This window comes from Streptomyces massasporeus, assembly GCF_014648995.1.
GTDB classification, from domain to species: Bacteria; Actinomycetota; Actinomycetes; order Streptomycetales; family Streptomycetaceae; genus Streptomyces; species Streptomyces massasporeus.
In genome coordinates this window covers 37,823-54,437 of the sequence record NZ_BMSE01000024.1, presented here as the reverse complement: position 1 = coordinate 54,437, position 16,615 = coordinate 37,823, and the positions used below count along the sequence as shown (strand labels likewise).

Here is a 16,615-nt window from a genome sequence, read left to right as displayed (position 1 = left end):
GGACCCGCCATGAAACTCCTGCTGGACTCCACCCGCTGCCAGGGCTACGGCCTCTGCCAGGAACCCGCGCCCGAGCTGATCGAACTCGACGAGTGGGGATACGCGCGGCTCCGCCCCACCGACGTGCCGGACGGCGACGAGGACGCCGCCCAGGCCGCCGTCGCCGCCTGCCCCAACTCCGCGCTGAGGCTGGTGAAGTGACATGGGACGCGACCTGTCGGCCCTCTTCGACCCCGTCTCCGTCGCCGTCGTCGGAGCCAGCGACGACCCGGCCAAGTACGGTCACGCCATCGCCGCCCAGGCCATCCGCGCCGACGGCCGGCGCCCCGTCCACCTGATCAACCGCCGCGGCGGCACCGTACTCGGCCGCACCGCCGCCCCCAGCCTGAGCGCGCTCGGCGAGCCGGTCGACCTCGCGGTGGTCTCCGTGCCCGCCGCCGGGTTCGAGGACGCCGTCGACGAGGCCCTGCGCTGCGGGGCCCGGGCGATCGTCGCGATCACCGCCGGATTCGCCGAGACGGGCGACGCGGGACGGCTCCGGCAGCAGGCCGTCGCCGAACGCGTCCGCGCCGCCGGTGCCGTCATGGTCGGGCCCAACTGCCTGGGGATCGCCGACAACACCACCGACCTCTTCCTCGCCTCCGACACCTTCACCCCCGGCGGCATCGCGCTCCTCAGCCAGAGCGGCAACCTCGCCCTCGAACTCCAGCTCCGCTTCCGCCCGCACCACCTCGGCTTCTCCCGGTTCGTCTCGCTCGGCAACCAGGCCGACGTCACCCTCGTCGACCTCCTCGCCGACTGCGCCCGGCACGAGGGCACCCGCGCCATCGCCGTCTACGCCGAGGACTTCGGCGACGGGCGGGCCTTCGCCGAGGCCGCCGCCGATGCCGGGAAGCCAGTGGTGCTGCTCACCGCCGGACGCGGGGACGCCTCCGCGCGCAGCGCGCAGTCGCACACCGGCGCGCTGACCACCTCGGCCGACGTGGTGACCGCGGCCTGCCGGGACGCCGGCGTCGAACTGGTCGCCACGCCACGCGAACTGACCGTGGCCGTGGTCGCGTCGATCGGCGGCCGCCGTGCGGCCGGACGCCGGGTCGCGGTGCTCACGGACGGCGGCGGGCACGGCGTCGTCGCCGCCGACGCCGTCGAAGCGGCCGGGCTGACCGTGCCCGAACTCCACGAGCCGACGCGGCAGCGACTGCGGGAGGCCCTGTGGGAGCAGTCCGCCGTCGCCAACCCGGTGGACCTCGCCGGGATGGGCGAGCAGGACCCCGGCTCGTACGCCGAGACCGTCGCCGCGCTGCTGGCCGCCGAGGAGGCCGACGCCGTCCTGATGACCGGCTACTTCGGCGGCTACGCGGCCGCCGGGGCCGGACTCGGCGGTGGCGGTGCGGTGCTCGCGACCGGGGAGCAGGAGGCCGCGCGTCTCATCGCCGAGCGGCACCGCGCCACCGCGAAACCCCTCGTGGTGCAGTCGATGTACCCCGATTCCCCGAGCTGCCGCACCCTCGCCGCCGCCGGCATACCGGTCTTCACCGCCACCGAGGACGCCGCCCGCGCCCTCGCCGCCACAGCACCCGGCGCACCGGACACCGGCGTGACCCCCCTGCCCCGCCCCGCGCCCCCGCTGACCGAGACCGGCTACCTGGAGACCCGCAGAGCCCTCGAAGAAGCCGGACTCGCCTTCCCGGCCGCCCGCGAGATCCACGACGAGGCCGAACTGCTCTCCGCAACAGCCGAGTTCGACGGCCCGTACGTGCTCAAGGCACTCCATCTGCTGCACAAGTCCGACGCGGGCGGAGTGGCACTGGGCCTGGCCGGACCGGCCGAACTGCTCGCCGCCTTCCGGGAGATGCACACCCGGCTCGGTGCCCCCTCCTACTCCGTGGAGGCCATGGCCGACCTGACCGACGGCCTCGAACTGATCGTCGGCGTCAACCGGGACCCGCGCTTCGGCCCGGTCGCCATGGTCGGCCTGGGCGGCATCCTCGCCGAGGCCCTGCGCGACGTCGCCTTCACCCTCGCGCCCGTCCCGGCGGACCGGGCCGCGACCCTGCTGCGCGGACTGCGGACCGCCACCCTCCTCGACGGGGTGCGGGGCAAGCCGCCCGTCGACGTCGACGCCGCCGCGAAGGCCGTCGAGACGATCACCGCCTTCGCCGCCGCCCACCCCGAGATCGCCGAACTCGAGGTCAACCCCCTCCTCGTGCGCCCCGACGGGGTGCTCGCCCTCGACTCCCGCGCCGTACTCGCCTGACCCACCGGAAGAGGCCCCCATGGACATGCGCTACACCCCCGAGCAGGCCGACCTGAAGCGCCGCGCCGCCGACTACGCACGGCTGCTCATGCGGTACGAGGACCAGTCCGAGCAGGCCGGCGGGCCCCTGCCCCAGGAGCTCGTCACCGAACTGACCCGGGCCGCCATGGACGCCGGCGTCTACGCCATCAACATGCCGGCCGAGTGGGGCGGCGCCGGACTCGGCCTGCTCGACCAGGTCATCGTGGAGGAGGAGTTCGGCAAGGTCACCAACTGCCTGTGGGACATCCCCTGGCGGCCCGCCAACGTCCTCGCGTACGGCGACGAACGGCAGCGCGAGAAGTACCTGCTGCCGGTGATCCGCGCCGAGAAGTTCGACGCGTTCGCCGTCACCGAACCCGGTGCGGGCTCCGACCCGTCCTCCGGCACCTCCACGGCCACCCGCACCGACGGCGGCTGGCTGCTCAACGGGGAGAAGTGGTTCGTCACCTGCGGCGACATCGCCGACTTCCTGCTGGTGCAGGCCGATGCCGGACCCGAGCGGCAGCCCACCCTGTTCTTCGTGGACAAGGCCGCGCCCGGCGTCGAGATGACCCGCGTCCCGCACTTCATGCACTCCGCCGTCAACGGGCACCCCGAGTTCACCTTCACCGACGTCTTCGTCGCCGACGAGGACGTGCTCGGCGGGGTCGGCAACGGCTACGACCTGACCAAGGAGTGGTTCACCGACGAGCGCCTGATGATCGCCGCCCGCACCGTCGGCGCCGCCGAGCGCGCCCTCCAACTCGCTCGCGACTGGGCGGTGGAACGCGAGCAGTTCGGGGCGCCCATCGCCTCCTACCAGCTGATCCAGGGCATGCTCGCCGACTGCGCCGTGGACATCGCCGTCAACCGGGCCTACACCCACCAGGTCGCCTGGGAGGCCGACCAGCCGGGCACCGACCGCAAGACCCTGCACGCCAAGGCCTCCACCGCCAAACTCGCCGCCAGCGAGGCCGCAGGCCGGGTCGCCGACCGGTGCCTGCAGATCTTCGGCGGCCGCGGCTACGACCGCACCTACCCCGTCGAGCGCATGTACCGCGAGCTGCGCGTCGACCGGATCTGGGAGGGCACCTCCGAGATCCAGCGGCTGATCATCGCCAACGAGCTCATCAAGCGCGGCACCCGCGCCCTTGCCCTGCCCACGCACTGACACCCCCCTTCACCAGCGAGGACTCCCATGGACTTCCGCCTCACCCCGCGCCAGGTCCGGCTCAAGGCCGACGCACGCGCCCTCACCGACGTCATCGCCACGTACGAGAACCAGTGCGAGGAGGACAACGGCCTGACCGCCGACGCGCACGCCAAGATCCGCGACGCCGTTCTCGACGCCGGACTCCAGGCCGTCAACATGCCGGCCGAGTGGGGCGGCGCCGGACTCACCATCGCCGAGCAGGTCACGGTGCAGGAGGAGCTGGGACGGCTCACCGGCGCCCTGTGGGACATGGTGTGGCGGCCCGCCAACGCACTGCGGTTCTGCACCCCCGAGCAGCGCGAGCGGTTCCTCGTCCCCGTCATCAAAGGCGAGCGGCGCGACTGCTACGCCGTCACCGAGCGCAACGCCGGCTCCGACCCGCAGAACCTCTCCACCACGGCGACGAAGAACGACCGGGGCTGGGTCCTCGACGGCGAGAAGTGGTTCGTGACCGTCGGCGACCACGCCGACTTCATGATCGTCCTCGCGGCGGCGGGCCCGGAGCGCGCACCGACCCTGTTCCTCGTCGACAAGGACACCCCCGGCATCGAGATGACCCGGGTCCCGCGCTTCATGCACACCTTCGTCTACGAACACCCCGAGTTCACCTTCACCGACGTCCAGGTCGGCGACGACGCCGTCCTCGGCGGCATCGGGGAGGGCTACGACATCACCCGCTCCTGGTTCACCGAGGAGCGCCTGATGATCGCCGCCCGCACCACCGGCGCCGCGGAGCGCGCACTGGAACTGTCGCGGGACTGGGCCGTGGAACGCGAGCAGTTCGGCGCGCCGATCTCCTCGTACCAGCTGATCCAGGGCATGCTCGCCGACTGCGCCGTGGACATCGCCGTCAACCGGGCCTACACCCACCAGGTCGCCTGGGAGGTCGACCAGGCCTCCGCCGAGGACCGCAAGACGCTGCACGCCAAGGCGTCCATCGCCAAGCTCGCCGCCAGCGAGGCCTCAGGCCGGGTCGTCGACCGGTGCCTGCAGATCCACGGCGGCCGGGGCTACGACCGTGCCTACGCCGTGGAGCGGCTCTACCGCGAGCTGCGCGTGGACCGGATCTGGGAGGGCACCTCCGAGATCCAGCGGCTGATCATCGCCAACGAGCTCGTCAAGCGAGGCACGGGCGTCCTGGACCTGCCCACCGCCTGACCGCACCGCCGCAGACCGCCAGAGAGGGAGACGGATGACCGACATCAAGCGCGTGGGGGTCGTCGGCTGCGGGCTGATGGGCGCGGGGATCGCCGAGGTCTGCGCGCGGGCCGACGTACCGGTCACGGTCGTGGAGCGCGACGCGGAGGCGGCCCGGGCCGGCCGCCTCCGCATCGGCCGCTCGCTCGACCGGGCCGCCGCACACGGCAGGCTGAGCGACGAACGGCGACAGACGGCGCAGGCCCTGATCACCGTCGTCGACGAACTCGACGCCCTGCACGACCACGACCTGGTCATCGAGGCGGTCGCCGAGGACGAGGCACTCAAGCTCGACGTCTTCACCCGCCTCGACTCCGTGATCACCGGCGACCGCACCATCCTGGCGACCAACACCTCCTCCATTCCCGTCATCAGGCTCGCCGCCGCGACGACCCGGCCCGACCGGGTCGTCGGGGTGCACTTCTTCAATCCCGTACCGGTGCTGCGGCTCGTCGAACTCGTGCCGTCGCTGCTCACCTCGCCCGGCACGGCGCAGCGGGCCGAGGAGTTCGTCACCGGCACCCTCGGCAAGGAGGTGGTCCGCACCCGGGACAAGGCCGGGTTCGTCGTCAACGCGCTGCTCGTGCCCTATCTCCTGGCCGCCATCCGCATGGTGGAGTCGGGCAGCGCGACCGTCGAGGACGTCGACCGGGGCATGGTCCTCGGCTGCGCCCACCCGCTCGGCCCGCTGGCCCTCACCGACCTGATCGGCCTGGACACCACCCGGGCCATCGCCGAGTCGCTGTACGCCGAGTTCCGCGAGCCGCAGTACTCGCCGCCCCCGCTGCTGTCCCGGATGGTGGAGGCCGGGCTGCTCGGGCGGAAGTCCGGGCGCGGCTTTCACACGTACGACGAGGAGCCCCGGCCCGGGGCACCGGCACCGGCGGGCCGCCCGTGAGGGAAGATGGGCTTCGCGTACGACCGTCGAACGAGGGGAGCCGCAGGGTGAGCACCAAGGTGCGCACGGCAGACACGCGCGAGCGCATCCTGACCGCGGCGTGCGAGGTCATCGCCGACATCGGCTTCGAGAAGATCCGCATGCGGATGGTCGCCGAGCGGGCCGGGGTGTCGACGGCGCTGCTGCACTACCACTTCGACACCCGCGAGAAGCTGTTCACCGAGGCGATGACCCACTCCTTCGCCAACACCGCCGTCGATGTCGAACGCGACGCGGAGACGGCCCCGGCGGCGGTCATCCTGGCCCGCATCGTGCGCAACCTGCTGCCGACCGACCCCCAGCTCCACCAGGACTGGCGGCTCTGGCAGGAGCTGTGGGTGCGGGCCCTGCGCGACGAGACCACCCGCGTCTTCGCCGTCGACCTCTACGCGCAACTGCACGCCTGGGTGGGGGACGCGGTACGGCGCGGCATCGCCTCCGGCGAGTTCACGCCGACCGACGTCGACGACCTGAGCACCCTCGTGCTGTCCCTGAGCGACGGCTACGGCATCCGCCTGATGCTGCGCGACCCGACGGTCACCCTCGACGCGGCGCTCGCCGCCATCTGGCGCCATGTGTCGACCGCCCTCGGCCTGCCCGAGGCTGTGCCGACGGAGTGAGTTCCAGGCCCGGCTGTCACAGATCCGGGCCCCGCCCTGTCTCTCTGGTGAGTCAGCATCTCAGCGAACGGAGACAGTGATGAAGATCGTGGTCGTCGGCGGTACGGGCCTCGTCGGCTCCCAGGTGACCGCCCTCCTGCGCGAGGGCGGACACGAGGTGGTGCAGGCCGCCCCCTCCACGGGCGTCGACACCCTCACCGGCGAAGGACTGGCAGCCGCCCTCAAGGACGCGGACGTGGTCGTGGACGTGTCGAACTCGCCGACCTTCGACACCGAACCGGCCCTGGACTTCTTCACCCGCTCGGCCCGGAACCTGTTCGCCGCCGAGGAGGAGGCAGGCGTCCGCCACCACGTCGCGCTCTCGATCGTCGGCGTCGACGAGGTCCCCGGCTACGGGTACTACGAGGCCAAGGTCGCCCAGGAGAACGCCGTACGCGGCAGCGGCGTGCCCTACAGCATCGTGCGCGCCACCCAGTTCTTCGAGTTCGTCGCCCCCGTGATGAACATGTCCACCGAGGGCACCGAGGTCCGGCTGCCGTCCACGCGCCTGCGCCCGATCGCCTCCGCCGACGTCGCCGCGGCCGTCGCCGAGGCCGCACAGGGCGAGCCGTCGAACGGTATCCGCACCATCGCGGGCCCCGAGGTGCACGGCCTCGACCGGCTCGGTGAGATCACCCTCGCGGTGAAGCCGGACGGCCGCACCGTCGTCACCGACGAGACCGCCGGCCTGTTCGCGGGCATGCCCGACGTGCTCACCGGCGACGACAGCGCCCACCTCGCCACCACCCGGTACGAGGAGTGGCTGAAGCGCGACTGACCCGGCGGGCTACGGGCGGCCGGTCACCCTGCGGGCCGACCGCTCGTACGCCCTCAGCTTCTCCGGCGCCAGGACCCAGTAGAGCCCGTCGATGCCGTCGGGGCCCACGGTGGCGCTCACCAGGGCGACGGCCGCCCCGTCCTGCACGAGCAGCAGGCTCGGCTGCCCGTTGGCCTCGACGACGCCGTACTCGGCGCCGGGGAAGAACGTGTGCGCGAAGGCGGTGACCCTGGCCACGCGCCCGGGCCCGACGAGTTCCAGCCGGGCCACGCCGCGCATGCCGTTGCCGTCGGCGTAGGCGACGACGTCGGCGGACAGCACGCTCTCGAGCGCGGCGACGTCGCCCTCCCGCGCGGCGGCGACGAAGGCGTCGAGCAGCCGCCGGTGCTGAGCCGTGTCGACCGGTTCCCGGCGCTCGGCGGACAGCCGTTTGCGCGCCCGGCTGACGATCTGCCGCGTGTTGGCCTGGCTGAGCTCCAGCATGCCCGCGATCTCGTCGTACGCGTAGTCGAACGCCTCGCGCAGCACGTACGCCGCCCGCTCCACCGGGTTCAGCCGCTCCAGGACCAGCAGCACGGCCAGCTCCAGCGCCTCGCCGCGCTCCGCGCCGACCTGCGGATCCACACCGGTGTCCACGGGTTCCGGCAGCCACGGCCCCACATAGGCCTCGCGCCGGACCCGCGCCGACTGCGCCACGTTGATCGCCAGGCGTGTGGTGATCCTCGCCAGGAACGCGCCCTCGTCCAGCACGCCGCTCCGGTCGGCCCCCTGCCAGCGCACCCACACGTCCTGCACCACGTCCTCGGCCTCCGACACGCTGCCCAGCACGCGGTAGGCGATGCCGAACAGCCGCGGACGCTGCCGCTCGAAGGCGTCCGCCGCCGCGTTCAGCGCGTCGTCGGGGAGGGGCCGCTGCTGGTCCATCAAGCCGATGCCTCCGGGGTCGACGGTCGTGTCGTTCGACAGTACGTCCCCCGGAGTACCGGCATACGCTCCTAGTCCTCGTACAGGGGCGTCCACTGCGCCCGGGCGACGGCCTCCCGCAACTCCTCCTCCGTGGCCTGCGGGGCCACCCCGTCCTCGACGGCGGCGAGGGCCGCGGCCAGGGCGATCTCGCGGGCGGACTCCCGCATCCCGGTCAGCGGCGGCAGCAGCGGCACGGGCAGGTCGTCGCCGTCCGCCGCCCGGACCGCGCACCGGGCGACGGCCCGGGCGGCGGCCACCAGCATGCGGTCCGTGACCCGTGTGGCCCCGCTCGCGGTCACCGCGAGGCCCATGGCCGGGAAGACGTACACGTTGTTCGACTGCGCCACCGGCACCTCGCGCCCGTCGACGGTCAGCGGCGGGAAGGGCGAGCCGGTGGCGATCAGCGCCCGCCCCTCGGTCCAGCGGGTGAGGTCGGCGGGATCGGCCTCGGAGTGCGAGGTGGGGTTGGAGAGCGGGAAGACGACGGGCCGTTCGCAGGTCGAGGCCATCTGGCGCACGATCTCCTCGGTGAACGCGCCGTGCGCCGTCGACAGCCCGATGAGCGCCGTGGGCTCGACGCGGCGCACCACGTCGGCCAGGCCGGTGCCGTCCCAGTCGGCCACCTCGCTGTCGTTGCGCGCGAACGCCCGCTGCTGCGGAGTCAGTTCGGAGCGGGAGGACACCAGCAGGCCGTCGATGTCGACGATCCAGAACCGGGCCGTCGCCTCGTCCTCCGGCAGACCCTCGTCGACCATCGCCGTACGGATCATGTCGGCGACGCCGATCGCGGCCGACCCCGCGCCGAGGATCACCACGCGCTGCTCGGGCAGCGGGGTGCCGGCCACGTCCGCCGCGGTGGACAGGGCGCCCAGCGTGACGGCCGCGGTGCCCTGGATGTCGTCGTTGAACGTGAGCAGCCGGTCGCGGTAGCGGGCGAGGATCGGCTGGGCGTGCGCGGTGGCGAAGTCCTCCCACTGCAACAGCGTCCCGGGCAGTTCCGCCTCGACCGCCGAGACGAACGCCTCGATCATCTCGTCGTACTCGGCGCCGGTCAGCCGCCGGTCGCGCCGGCCCAGGTAGCGGGGGTTGTCGAGCAGGGTCTCGTTGTCGGTGCCGACGTCCAGCAGGATCGGCAGGGTGCGGGCGGGGTGGATGCCGCCGATCGCCGTGTAGAGGCTCAGCTTGCCGATGGGGATGCCCATGCCGCCGACCCCCTGGTCGCCCAGGCCGAGGATGCGCTGGCCGTCGGTGACGACGATGACGTCCACGTCGTGGTCCCGGTGCGGGCGGTTGCGCAGGATGTCCCGGAAGCGGTGCCGGTCCTCCCACGTCAGGAACAGGCCGCGTGGGCGCCGGTAGATCTCGCTGAACTTCTGGCAGGCCTCGCCCACCGTCGGCGTGTAGACGACGGGCAGCAGCTCCTCCAGGTACTCGGTGACCAGGCGGTAGAACAGGACCTCGTTGGTGTCCTGGAGTTGCCGCAGGTAGATGTGCCGGTTGAGGGGCTTGTCGTAGCCGCGGAACGCCTCGTAGGCACGGGCGACCTGCTCGTCCAGGGTCTCCACGGCGGGCGGCAGCAACCCGTCGATGCCCAGCTCCTCGCGTTCGCGCCGGCTGAAGGCGGTGCCCCTGTTGACCAACGGGTCGGCCAGGGTCGTGACGGCGGGGCTGGTGGTGGGGCGGGGGTGATGCGTCGGCTGATCCATGAGGTAACGCCTTCCCGTGACGCGCCGGTTCGTGCGGGTGACGTGTGCCATCCGGATGAACCAGCGGCTCCGTGAAACCACGGGCTCCGTGAACCACGGGCTCCGTGAACCATCCGGACGAACGGCCGGCCCCGTGAAAACGTCCCGCGGTCACCGATGAGTTCCGCGCCGCCGTCCGGTCTACCTCTCCGTACACCCCACCGCGCCCCAACGCCCCTCGGGAGACAGTGACATGAGTGTGACGACGCCTCAGACGCAGGCACAGCGGAGCGAGTCCGGCCTTCTCTCCACCCGCCCCGTGTGGCTGGTCGGCATGCTGGCCACCCTCGCCGGAGCCGTGGTGACGGAGGCGTTCGCGCTCGTCGCGCGGGCCGCCGGTGTCCCCATGGAAGCGGCGGGCCCCGGCGCCACGGAGGCCGCGGAGATCCCGGTCGGCGGCTTCTTCGGCGGGGTGCTGTTCTGGTCGGTCGCCGGAATCGTCCTCGCGGTCGTCCTCGCCCGCTGGGCCAAGCGGCCCGCCCGCACCTTCACCGTGACGACCATCGCGCTCACCGCGCTGTCCCTCGCCGGCCCGGCCCTCGCCCCGCACACCGCCACCTCCACCCAGATCGTCCTCGCCGCGTCCCATGTGGTCGCCGCCGCGGTCGTCGTCCCGCTGCTGGCGCGCAGGCTCTCCCACGTGCGGCGCTGAACACGTCCCAGCCCTCCACACCACCGACACGGGCCCGTCGCGCCTCGGCGCCGACGGGCCCGTCGCTGTCCGCCCCGACCCGGCGAACCGACCCGAGCCGCCCGGCCACGGCCTCGGGACCACCCCGAACGGCCCAATACCGCTGCGCCGGAGGAGGCGACCGTGGATGACCGGTGTGACCGTGGTGGAAGGAATGCGCGTGCACACGGTGACGAGGAGGCGCGATGGCGGAGGCACTGGCCGAAGGCGGCACGAAGAGTGCTGCCACGAGGGGTGGCGCCGGCCCGTCCCCGGGTGTCTTCGAGCAGCTCGGCGCCGTCGCCGACGCCGTCCTCTACGAGGGTTACCTCCTCTACCCCTACCGCCGTTCCTCCACCAAGAACCGCGTCCGCTGGCAGTTCGGCGTGCTGTTCCCCCGGGACTGGGTGGAGGCGGACGGCCCCGTCACCCCCGGTGTCTCCGGCTCCGCCGACTCCTGGTACCAGCAGACCGAGTGCCTGCTGCGGGTCCGGCAGCGGGACAGCGCCCGTGTACGCGTGCGGGTCCGCTACCTCCAGATGCAGCGCAAGCAGATGGAAGAAGCGGGCCGGCCCGTCGAGTCGCTGCGCGGCGACGACGGCACGGTGCATCTGACCTTCGACGAGGCCCTGCCGCGCGAGTGCGAGATCGAAGCTCCGCTCGACGAGCTCCTCCGGGGCGGACGCACCGTCGCGGTGAGCGCCGCGGCAGGGGAGGACGTCGAGCCGCTGCCCGACGGCACCGGGCGGGTGGTGCGCAGCCGCGAGGAGATCCGCGCCGAGACCACCGTCACCGCCGAGCGGCTCTCCGACGGCCTCTGCCGGATCCGCGTACGGACCAGGAACACCGCGCCCGCACCGGCCCCGCGCACTCCGCGGGACGAGGCACTGCGCCGGGCCCTCATCGCCACGCACACCCTCATCGGCGGGGACGGGGTGGAGTTCGTCTCGCTGATCGATCCGCCGGCGGACCTGGAAGCACTCGTGCGCGCGTGCCGCAACGAGTTCACCTTCCCCGTGCTCGGCGGCGAGGCCGGCGACACCGGACCCGTCCTGCTGTCCGCGCCGATCATCCTGCCCGACCACCCCCGGGTCGCCCCCGAAAGCCCCGGCGACCTGCACGACGCCGCGGAGATCGACGAGATCCTCACGCTGCGCACGATGCTGCTGACCGACGAGGAGAAGCGCGAGGCGCGGGCCACGGACCCGCGGGCGGCGGCGATCCTCGACCGGGTCGACACCATGCCGCAGGAGGTCTTCGAACGACTCCACGGCGCCGTCCGCTCCCTGACACCGGCCACCCCGACGGTGTCTGCCGACCGGCTGTCGGGCGTTGTCGGATCTCCGGAGCCGGTCACCTCTGCCGCGGCGCCGGCCGACCGACTGCCCGGCGCTGTCGGTTCTCAGGAGCCGGTCACCTCTGCCGCGGCGCCGGCCGACCGGTCGCCCGGCGCCGTCCGCTCCCTGACACCGTCCACCGACCGGGTGCCCGACGCCTTCGGCTCTGCGGCACCGGTCACCCCCACGGCGTCCGCCGACCGACTGCCCGACGCTGCCGGCTCTCCGGCACCGGTCAACCCCGCCTCGGCGCCGGCCGACCGACTGCCCGGCGCTGTCGGCTCCCCGGAACCGGTCACCTTCGCCACGGCATCCGCCGACCGGCCCGCCTGGTGGCAGGAGGGTGCCGATGACGGTCTGTCCCCGACCACCGACACCGTGCTCGTCGACGGCGTCCCGCTCGGCGGCGGCAGCCCCGTGCGGCTGCGCCCCCGGAGACGCGGCGCCGACGCCCAGGACATGTTCCTGGCCGGGCGGACCGCCGAGGTCGCCGCCGTCTTCCACGACGTGGACGGCAGCGTGCACCTCGCCGTCACCCTCGACGACGACCCCGCCGCCGAACTGAACAACTGGTACGGCCGCTTCCACTACTTCCGGCCCGACGAGCTCGAACCCCTCGAGCCCGCCGGATCCCCGGACGAGCCGTCGGCACCGGCTCCCGCCGCAGCTCCTGCGCGGCACACGTCCGACTCCGAGACCCCCGCAGCGGAGGCCGAGTGACATGACCACCCACAGCAGCACCGCCGAAGTCAGCAAGGAACCCGAACGGTCCGAGGACCGGAAGGGCATAGACGAGATCACGATCCTCTGGATCTCCGAGGGCATGAGCTGCGACGGCGACACCGTCTCGCTCACCGCCGCCGACCAGCCCTCCATCGAGGACCTGGTCCTCGGGCTGATCCCGGGCCTGCCGAAGGTGAACCTCGTCAACAAGGTGCTCTCGCCCAGCCTGGGCGGCGAGGACTTCCTCGCGCCCTACCGGGCGGCCGTTCGCGGCGAACTGGGCCCCTTCATCCTCGTCATCGAGGGCTCGATCCCCAACCAGAACATCATCGAGGGCGACGGCTACTGGACGTCCTTCGGCAACGACCCGGAGACGGGGGAGCCGCAGACCCTCAACTGGTGGATCGACCAACTGGCCCCCAAGGCCTGGGCGGTCGTCGCCGCCGGCACCTGCGCCACCTTCGGCGGCATCCACGCCATGTCCGGCAACCCGACGGGCTGCATGGGCCTGGCCGACTACCTGGGCTGGGACTACACCTCCCAGGCCGGGCTGCCGATCGTCAACGTGCCCGGCTGCCCGATCCAGCCCGAGAACTTCATGGAGACCCTGGTCTGGGTCCTCTACCACGCGGCCGGCTCCGCGCCTCCGCCGCCGCTGGACCACATGCTGCGCCCGCAGTGGCTGTTCGGGAAGACGGTCCACGAGGGCTGCGACCGCGGCTCGTACTACGAGCAGGCCAACTTCGCAGCGGACTACAACTCACCCAAGTGCCTCGTGAAGACGGGCTGCTGGGGTCCGGTCGTCAACTGCAACGTGCCCAAGCGCGGCTGGATGGCCGGCATCGGCGGCTGCCCCAACGTGGGCGGCATCTGCATCGGCTGCACGATGCCCGGCTTCCCCGACGCGTTCATGCCGTTCATGGACGAGCCCCCGGGCAGCACCCTGTCGTCCCTGGTCATCAAGCCGTACGGGGCGGTCGTCCGCCGACTGCGCGGCATGACCAACGAGCTGGTCAACCACGAGCCCAGGTGGCGCCACAACAAGCGCAAGCTGACCAGCGGTTACGACCCGCACTGGCGCGCCTGATGAAGCCCACCGGGCACACCCCCCACCCCCACACCACCGACAGCGAGGGGCAGTACCGCAGATGACCACCACCGAGGCCCGGCCCACGGACCGCAAACCGCCGCAGCTCGTGGACATGTCCTGGGATCCGATCACACGGATCATCGGGAACCTGGGCATCTACACGAAGATCGACTTCGCCAACCGGGAAGTCGTCGAATGCCACAGCACCTCGTCGCTGTTCCGCGGCTACTCGGTGTTCATGAAGGGCAAGGACCCGCGCGACGCGGGCTTCATCACGTCCCGGATCTGCGGCATCTGCGGCGACAACCACACCACCTGCTCCGACTACGCCCAGCAGATGGCCTACGGCGTCAAGCCGCCCCCGCTGGCCGAGCACATCGTCAACCTCGGCGAGGCCGCCGAGTACATGTTCGACCACACGATCTTCCAGGACAACCTGGTCTTCGTGGACTTCTGCGAGGCGATGGTCAAGGCCACCAACCCCGGTGTCCTGGCCCGCGCCGAACGCACCGAGGCCCCCCGCGGCGAGATCCACGGCTACCGGACCATCGCCGACATCATGAAGGCCTTCAACCCCTTCGAGGGCGAGGTCTACAAGGAGGCACTGAAGGTCAGCCGGGTCACCCGCGAGATGTTCTGCCTCATGGAGGGGCGGCACGTCCACCCCTCCACGCTGTACCCGGGCGGTGTCGGCACGATGCCGCAGCCGACCGTCTTCACCGACTACCTCAGCCGCCTCATGAGGGTCATCGACTTCGTGAAGAAGGCCGTCGCCATGAACGACGACGTCTTCGACTTCTTCTACGAGGCACTGCCCGGCTACGAGGAGGTCGGCCGCCGCCGCACCCTGCTGGGCTGCTGGGGGGCCTTCCAGGACCCCAAGGTCGTCGACTACCGCTACGAGACGATGAACACCTGGGGCAAGGCGATGTACGTCACCCCCGGCATCATCGTGGACGGCGAACTGGTCACCAACAACCTCGTCGACATCAACCTCGGCCTGCGCATCATGCTCGGCAGTTCCTACTACGAGGACTGGGTCAACGAGGACCCCTTCGTCACCCACGACCCGCTCGGCAACCCCGTCGACATGCGCCATCCGTGGAACCAGACGACCGTCCCGGTGCCGCAGAAGCGCGACTTCGACGACAAGTACAGCTGGGTGATGAGCCCCCGCTGGCTCGACCAGCGCACCGGCGACCACCTCGCCCTCGACACCGGCGGCGGCCCCCTCGCCCGCCTGTGGTCGACGGCGCTCAGCGGCCTGGTCGACACCCCGTACATCAAGGCCACCGGCCACAGCGTGCGCATCTCCCTGCCCAAGGGCGAGTCCCTGCCGGAGACCACCCTGGAGTGGCGCATCCCGCAGTGGAGCAACACCATCGAACGCGACCGCGCCCGGCCGTACTTCGTCGCCTACGCGGCCGCCATGGCCCTGCAGTTCCTCGAAGAGGCCATGGGCATGGTGCGCGCGGGCGAGACCAAGGTGTTCGAGAACTACGAGGTGCCCGACGAGGCGATCGGCTGCGGCTTCCACGAAGCGGTGCGCGGCGTCCTCTCCCACCACCTGGTGATCAAGGACAAGAAGATCGCCAACTACCACCCGTACCCGCCCACCCCCTGGAACGCCAGCCCCCGCGACAAGTTCGGCACCCCCGGACCGTACGAGGACGCCGTCCAGGGCCAGCCCATCTTCGAGGAGAACGGGCCGGACGACTTCAAGGGCGTCGACATCATGCGCACGGTCCGCAGCTTCGACCCCTGTCTGCCGTGCGGTGTGCACATGTACGTCGGCAAGGGCAAGACGCTGACCACCCTGCACTCGCCGACGTACGGGGCGAACCATGGCTGAGGCCACCACGGCACGGCTGGCGGACCCGGACGTCGAGGCCCGGCTCGTCCGGCTCGACCGGGCGCTGGACAGCCTCGAGTCCGCGCCCGGCCCCACGACCCGCACCGCGAGAGAGGCGGTGGCCCTGCTGACCGAGGTCTACGGCGAGGCCCTGGCCCGCGTCCTGGACCGGGCGGACGAGCAGCTGGCCGAACGCCTGGCCGAGGACGAGCTCCTGGGGCACCTGCTGGTGCTGCACGACATCCACCCCGAGCCCGCCGAACGCCGGGCGGCCCGCGCGGTCGAACGGCTGCGGCCCGCCGTGCAGGAACGCGGCGGCGACGTCGAGTGGGCCGGCGTGGAGGGGCAGGTCGCCCGGGTGCGTCTGACCACGGGGGGCGGCGGATGCGGGTCGGGCTGCGGCGGCGGAGGTGACGAGGTCACCGACGCGGTCCGCGCGGCAGTGCTCGCCGCGGCGCCGGAGCTGACGGCGGTGGAGCCCCTGACCGAGACGGCCCCGGCCTTCGTCCCGCTGACCACGCTGACGCACCGGAGCGCACCGTGACCACCGACGGGGCCCTGGCCCGCCTCATCCGTTCCTCGGCCGACCGCACGGCGGCGGCCGAGCGGGAGGTGTGCGACCTGTGCGCCGCACCGGTCGCCGACGAGCACGCCCACCTGTACGACACCGGCCAGGAGGAGGTGCGCTGCGCCTGCGGCCCCTGCTCGGTGCTGTTCGCCGACGCGGCGGCGAGGGACGGCCAGTACCGGCTCGTGCCCCGGCGCCGGCTCCGGCTGCCCAAGGTCGACACGGCCGTCCTGGGCGTACCCGTCGGTCTGGTCTTCTTCGTGCCCCGGGCGGACGGCACCGTCACCGCCGAGGGCCCGAGCCCCGCGGGAGCCATGCGGTGGGAGGTGGACACGGCGGCCTGGCAGCAGCTGGCCGGGACGTGTCCGCAGCTCGCAACCGTGGAACCCGACGTGGAAGCGCTCCTGGTGAACACCGTCCACGGCCTCGACGAACACTGGATCGTGCCGATCGACGACTGCTACCGGATGATCGCCGTCGTACGCCGGGAGTGGCGCGGCATGTCCGGCGGCGGCCGGATCTGGCCGGCCGTAGAGCAGTTCTTCCAGGACCTCACCGAGCGGCCATAGCCACGCACTCCGCAGGTCGGAGGCGAGGAAGGA

General features: G+C 72.2%; 15 protein-coding genes. 13 read left to right on the top strand and 2 right to left on the bottom strand.

Features of this window, described 5'->3' with window-relative positions; genetic code table 11:
* Positions 1-9 precede the first annotated feature (9 nt).
* From IE153_RS35820 to IE153_RS35790, 7 genes are all read left to right on the top strand, one after another.
* Positions 10-201: a ferredoxin gene (locus IE153_RS35820; RefSeq protein WP_189593872.1), complete on the top strand. Its 192-nt coding sequence runs from the start codon at positions 10-12 to the stop codon at positions 199-201.
* 1 nt (position 202) lies between these two features.
* On the top strand, positions 203-2,257 hold the full coding sequence (locus tag IE153_RS35815; RefSeq protein WP_189593871.1) for an acetate--CoA ligase family protein: 2,055 nt from the start codon (positions 203-205) through the stop codon (positions 2,255-2,257).
* 19 nt (positions 2,258-2,276) lie between these two features.
* Entirely contained in the window at positions 2,277-3,449 is a 1,173-nt protein-coding gene (locus IE153_RS35810; protein ID WP_189593870.1) for an acyl-CoA dehydrogenase family protein, read from the top strand.
* A gap of 27 nt (positions 3,450-3,476) precedes the next feature.
* Positions 3,477-4,649, top strand: a complete 1,173-nt coding sequence (locus tag IE153_RS35805; RefSeq protein ID WP_189593869.1) for an acyl-CoA dehydrogenase family protein — start codon at positions 3,477-3,479, stop codon at positions 4,647-4,649.
* A 34-nt stretch (positions 4,650-4,683) separates the two neighbouring features.
* The gene (locus IE153_RS35800; protein ID WP_189593868.1) at positions 4,684-5,586 is read left to right on the top strand and encodes a 3-hydroxybutyryl-CoA dehydrogenase; all 903 of its coding nucleotides are present in this window, start codon (positions 4,684-4,686) and stop codon (positions 5,584-5,586) included.
* Positions 5,587-5,633: 47 nt separating this feature from the next.
* Positions 5,634-6,245 carry a TetR/AcrR family transcriptional regulator gene (locus IE153_RS35795; RefSeq protein WP_189593867.1) on the top strand — a complete coding sequence of 204 codons (612 nt, stop codon included), beginning with the start codon at positions 5,634-5,636 and terminating at the stop codon, positions 6,243-6,245.
* Between the two features lie 79 nt (positions 6,246-6,324).
* Complete coding sequence (locus IE153_RS35790; RefSeq protein WP_189593866.1) at positions 6,325-7,062, top strand: SDR family oxidoreductase; 738 nt, start codon at positions 6,325-6,327, stop codon at positions 7,060-7,062.
* Positions 7,063-7,071: 9 nt separating this feature from the next.
* On the opposite strand, the gene IE153_RS35785 is transcribed toward IE153_RS35790, so the two are convergent.
* The gene (locus IE153_RS35785; protein WP_189593865.1) at positions 7,072-7,986 is read right to left on the bottom strand and encodes a sigma-70 family RNA polymerase sigma factor; all 915 of its coding nucleotides are present in this window, start codon (positions 7,984-7,986) and stop codon (positions 7,072-7,074) included.
* A 71-nt stretch (positions 7,987-8,057) separates the two neighbouring features.
* Positions 8,058-9,734 (bottom strand): NAD-dependent malic enzyme, encoded by a 1,677-nt coding sequence (locus IE153_RS35780; protein ID WP_189593864.1) that lies wholly within the window; start codon positions 9,732-9,734, stop codon positions 8,058-8,060.
* A 232-nt stretch (positions 9,735-9,966) separates the two neighbouring features.
* On the opposite strand from IE153_RS35780, the gene IE153_RS35775 reads away from it, so the two are divergent.
* The 6 genes from IE153_RS35775 (at position 9,967) to IE153_RS35745 (ending at position 16,582) form a co-directional block, all read left to right on the top strand.
* Entirely contained in the window at positions 9,967-10,425 is a 459-nt protein-coding gene (locus tag IE153_RS35775; RefSeq protein ID WP_189593863.1) for a DUF6069 family protein, read from the top strand.
* Between the two features lie 224 nt (positions 10,426-10,649).
* Entirely contained in the window at positions 10,650-12,500 is a 1,851-nt protein-coding gene (locus tag IE153_RS42095) for a hypothetical protein (RefSeq protein WP_229829331.1), read from the top strand.
* 1 nt (position 12,501) lies between these two features.
* Positions 12,502-13,590 (top strand): NADH-quinone oxidoreductase subunit B family protein, encoded by a 1,089-nt coding sequence (locus IE153_RS35760; protein WP_189593862.1) that lies wholly within the window; start codon positions 12,502-12,504, stop codon positions 13,588-13,590.
* Positions 13,591-13,651: 61 nt separating this feature from the next.
* Complete coding sequence (locus IE153_RS35755) at positions 13,652-15,445, top strand: nickel-dependent hydrogenase large subunit (RefSeq protein WP_189593861.1); 1,794 nt, start codon at positions 13,652-13,654, stop codon at positions 15,443-15,445.
* Positions 15,438-15,989: a NifU-related iron-sulfur-binding protein gene (locus IE153_RS35750; RefSeq protein ID WP_189593860.1), complete on the top strand. Its 552-nt coding sequence runs from the start codon at positions 15,438-15,440 to the stop codon at positions 15,987-15,989. Before IE153_RS35755 ends, IE153_RS35750 begins: the two co-directional genes overlap by 8 nt.
* Positions 15,986-16,582 carry a DUF5947 family protein gene (locus IE153_RS35745; protein ID WP_189593859.1) on the top strand — a complete coding sequence of 199 codons (597 nt, stop codon included), beginning with the start codon at positions 15,986-15,988 and terminating at the stop codon, positions 16,580-16,582. The genes IE153_RS35750 and IE153_RS35745 overlap by 4 nt, the downstream gene beginning before the upstream one ends.
* The last annotated feature ends 33 nt before the right edge of the window (positions 16,583-16,615 follow it).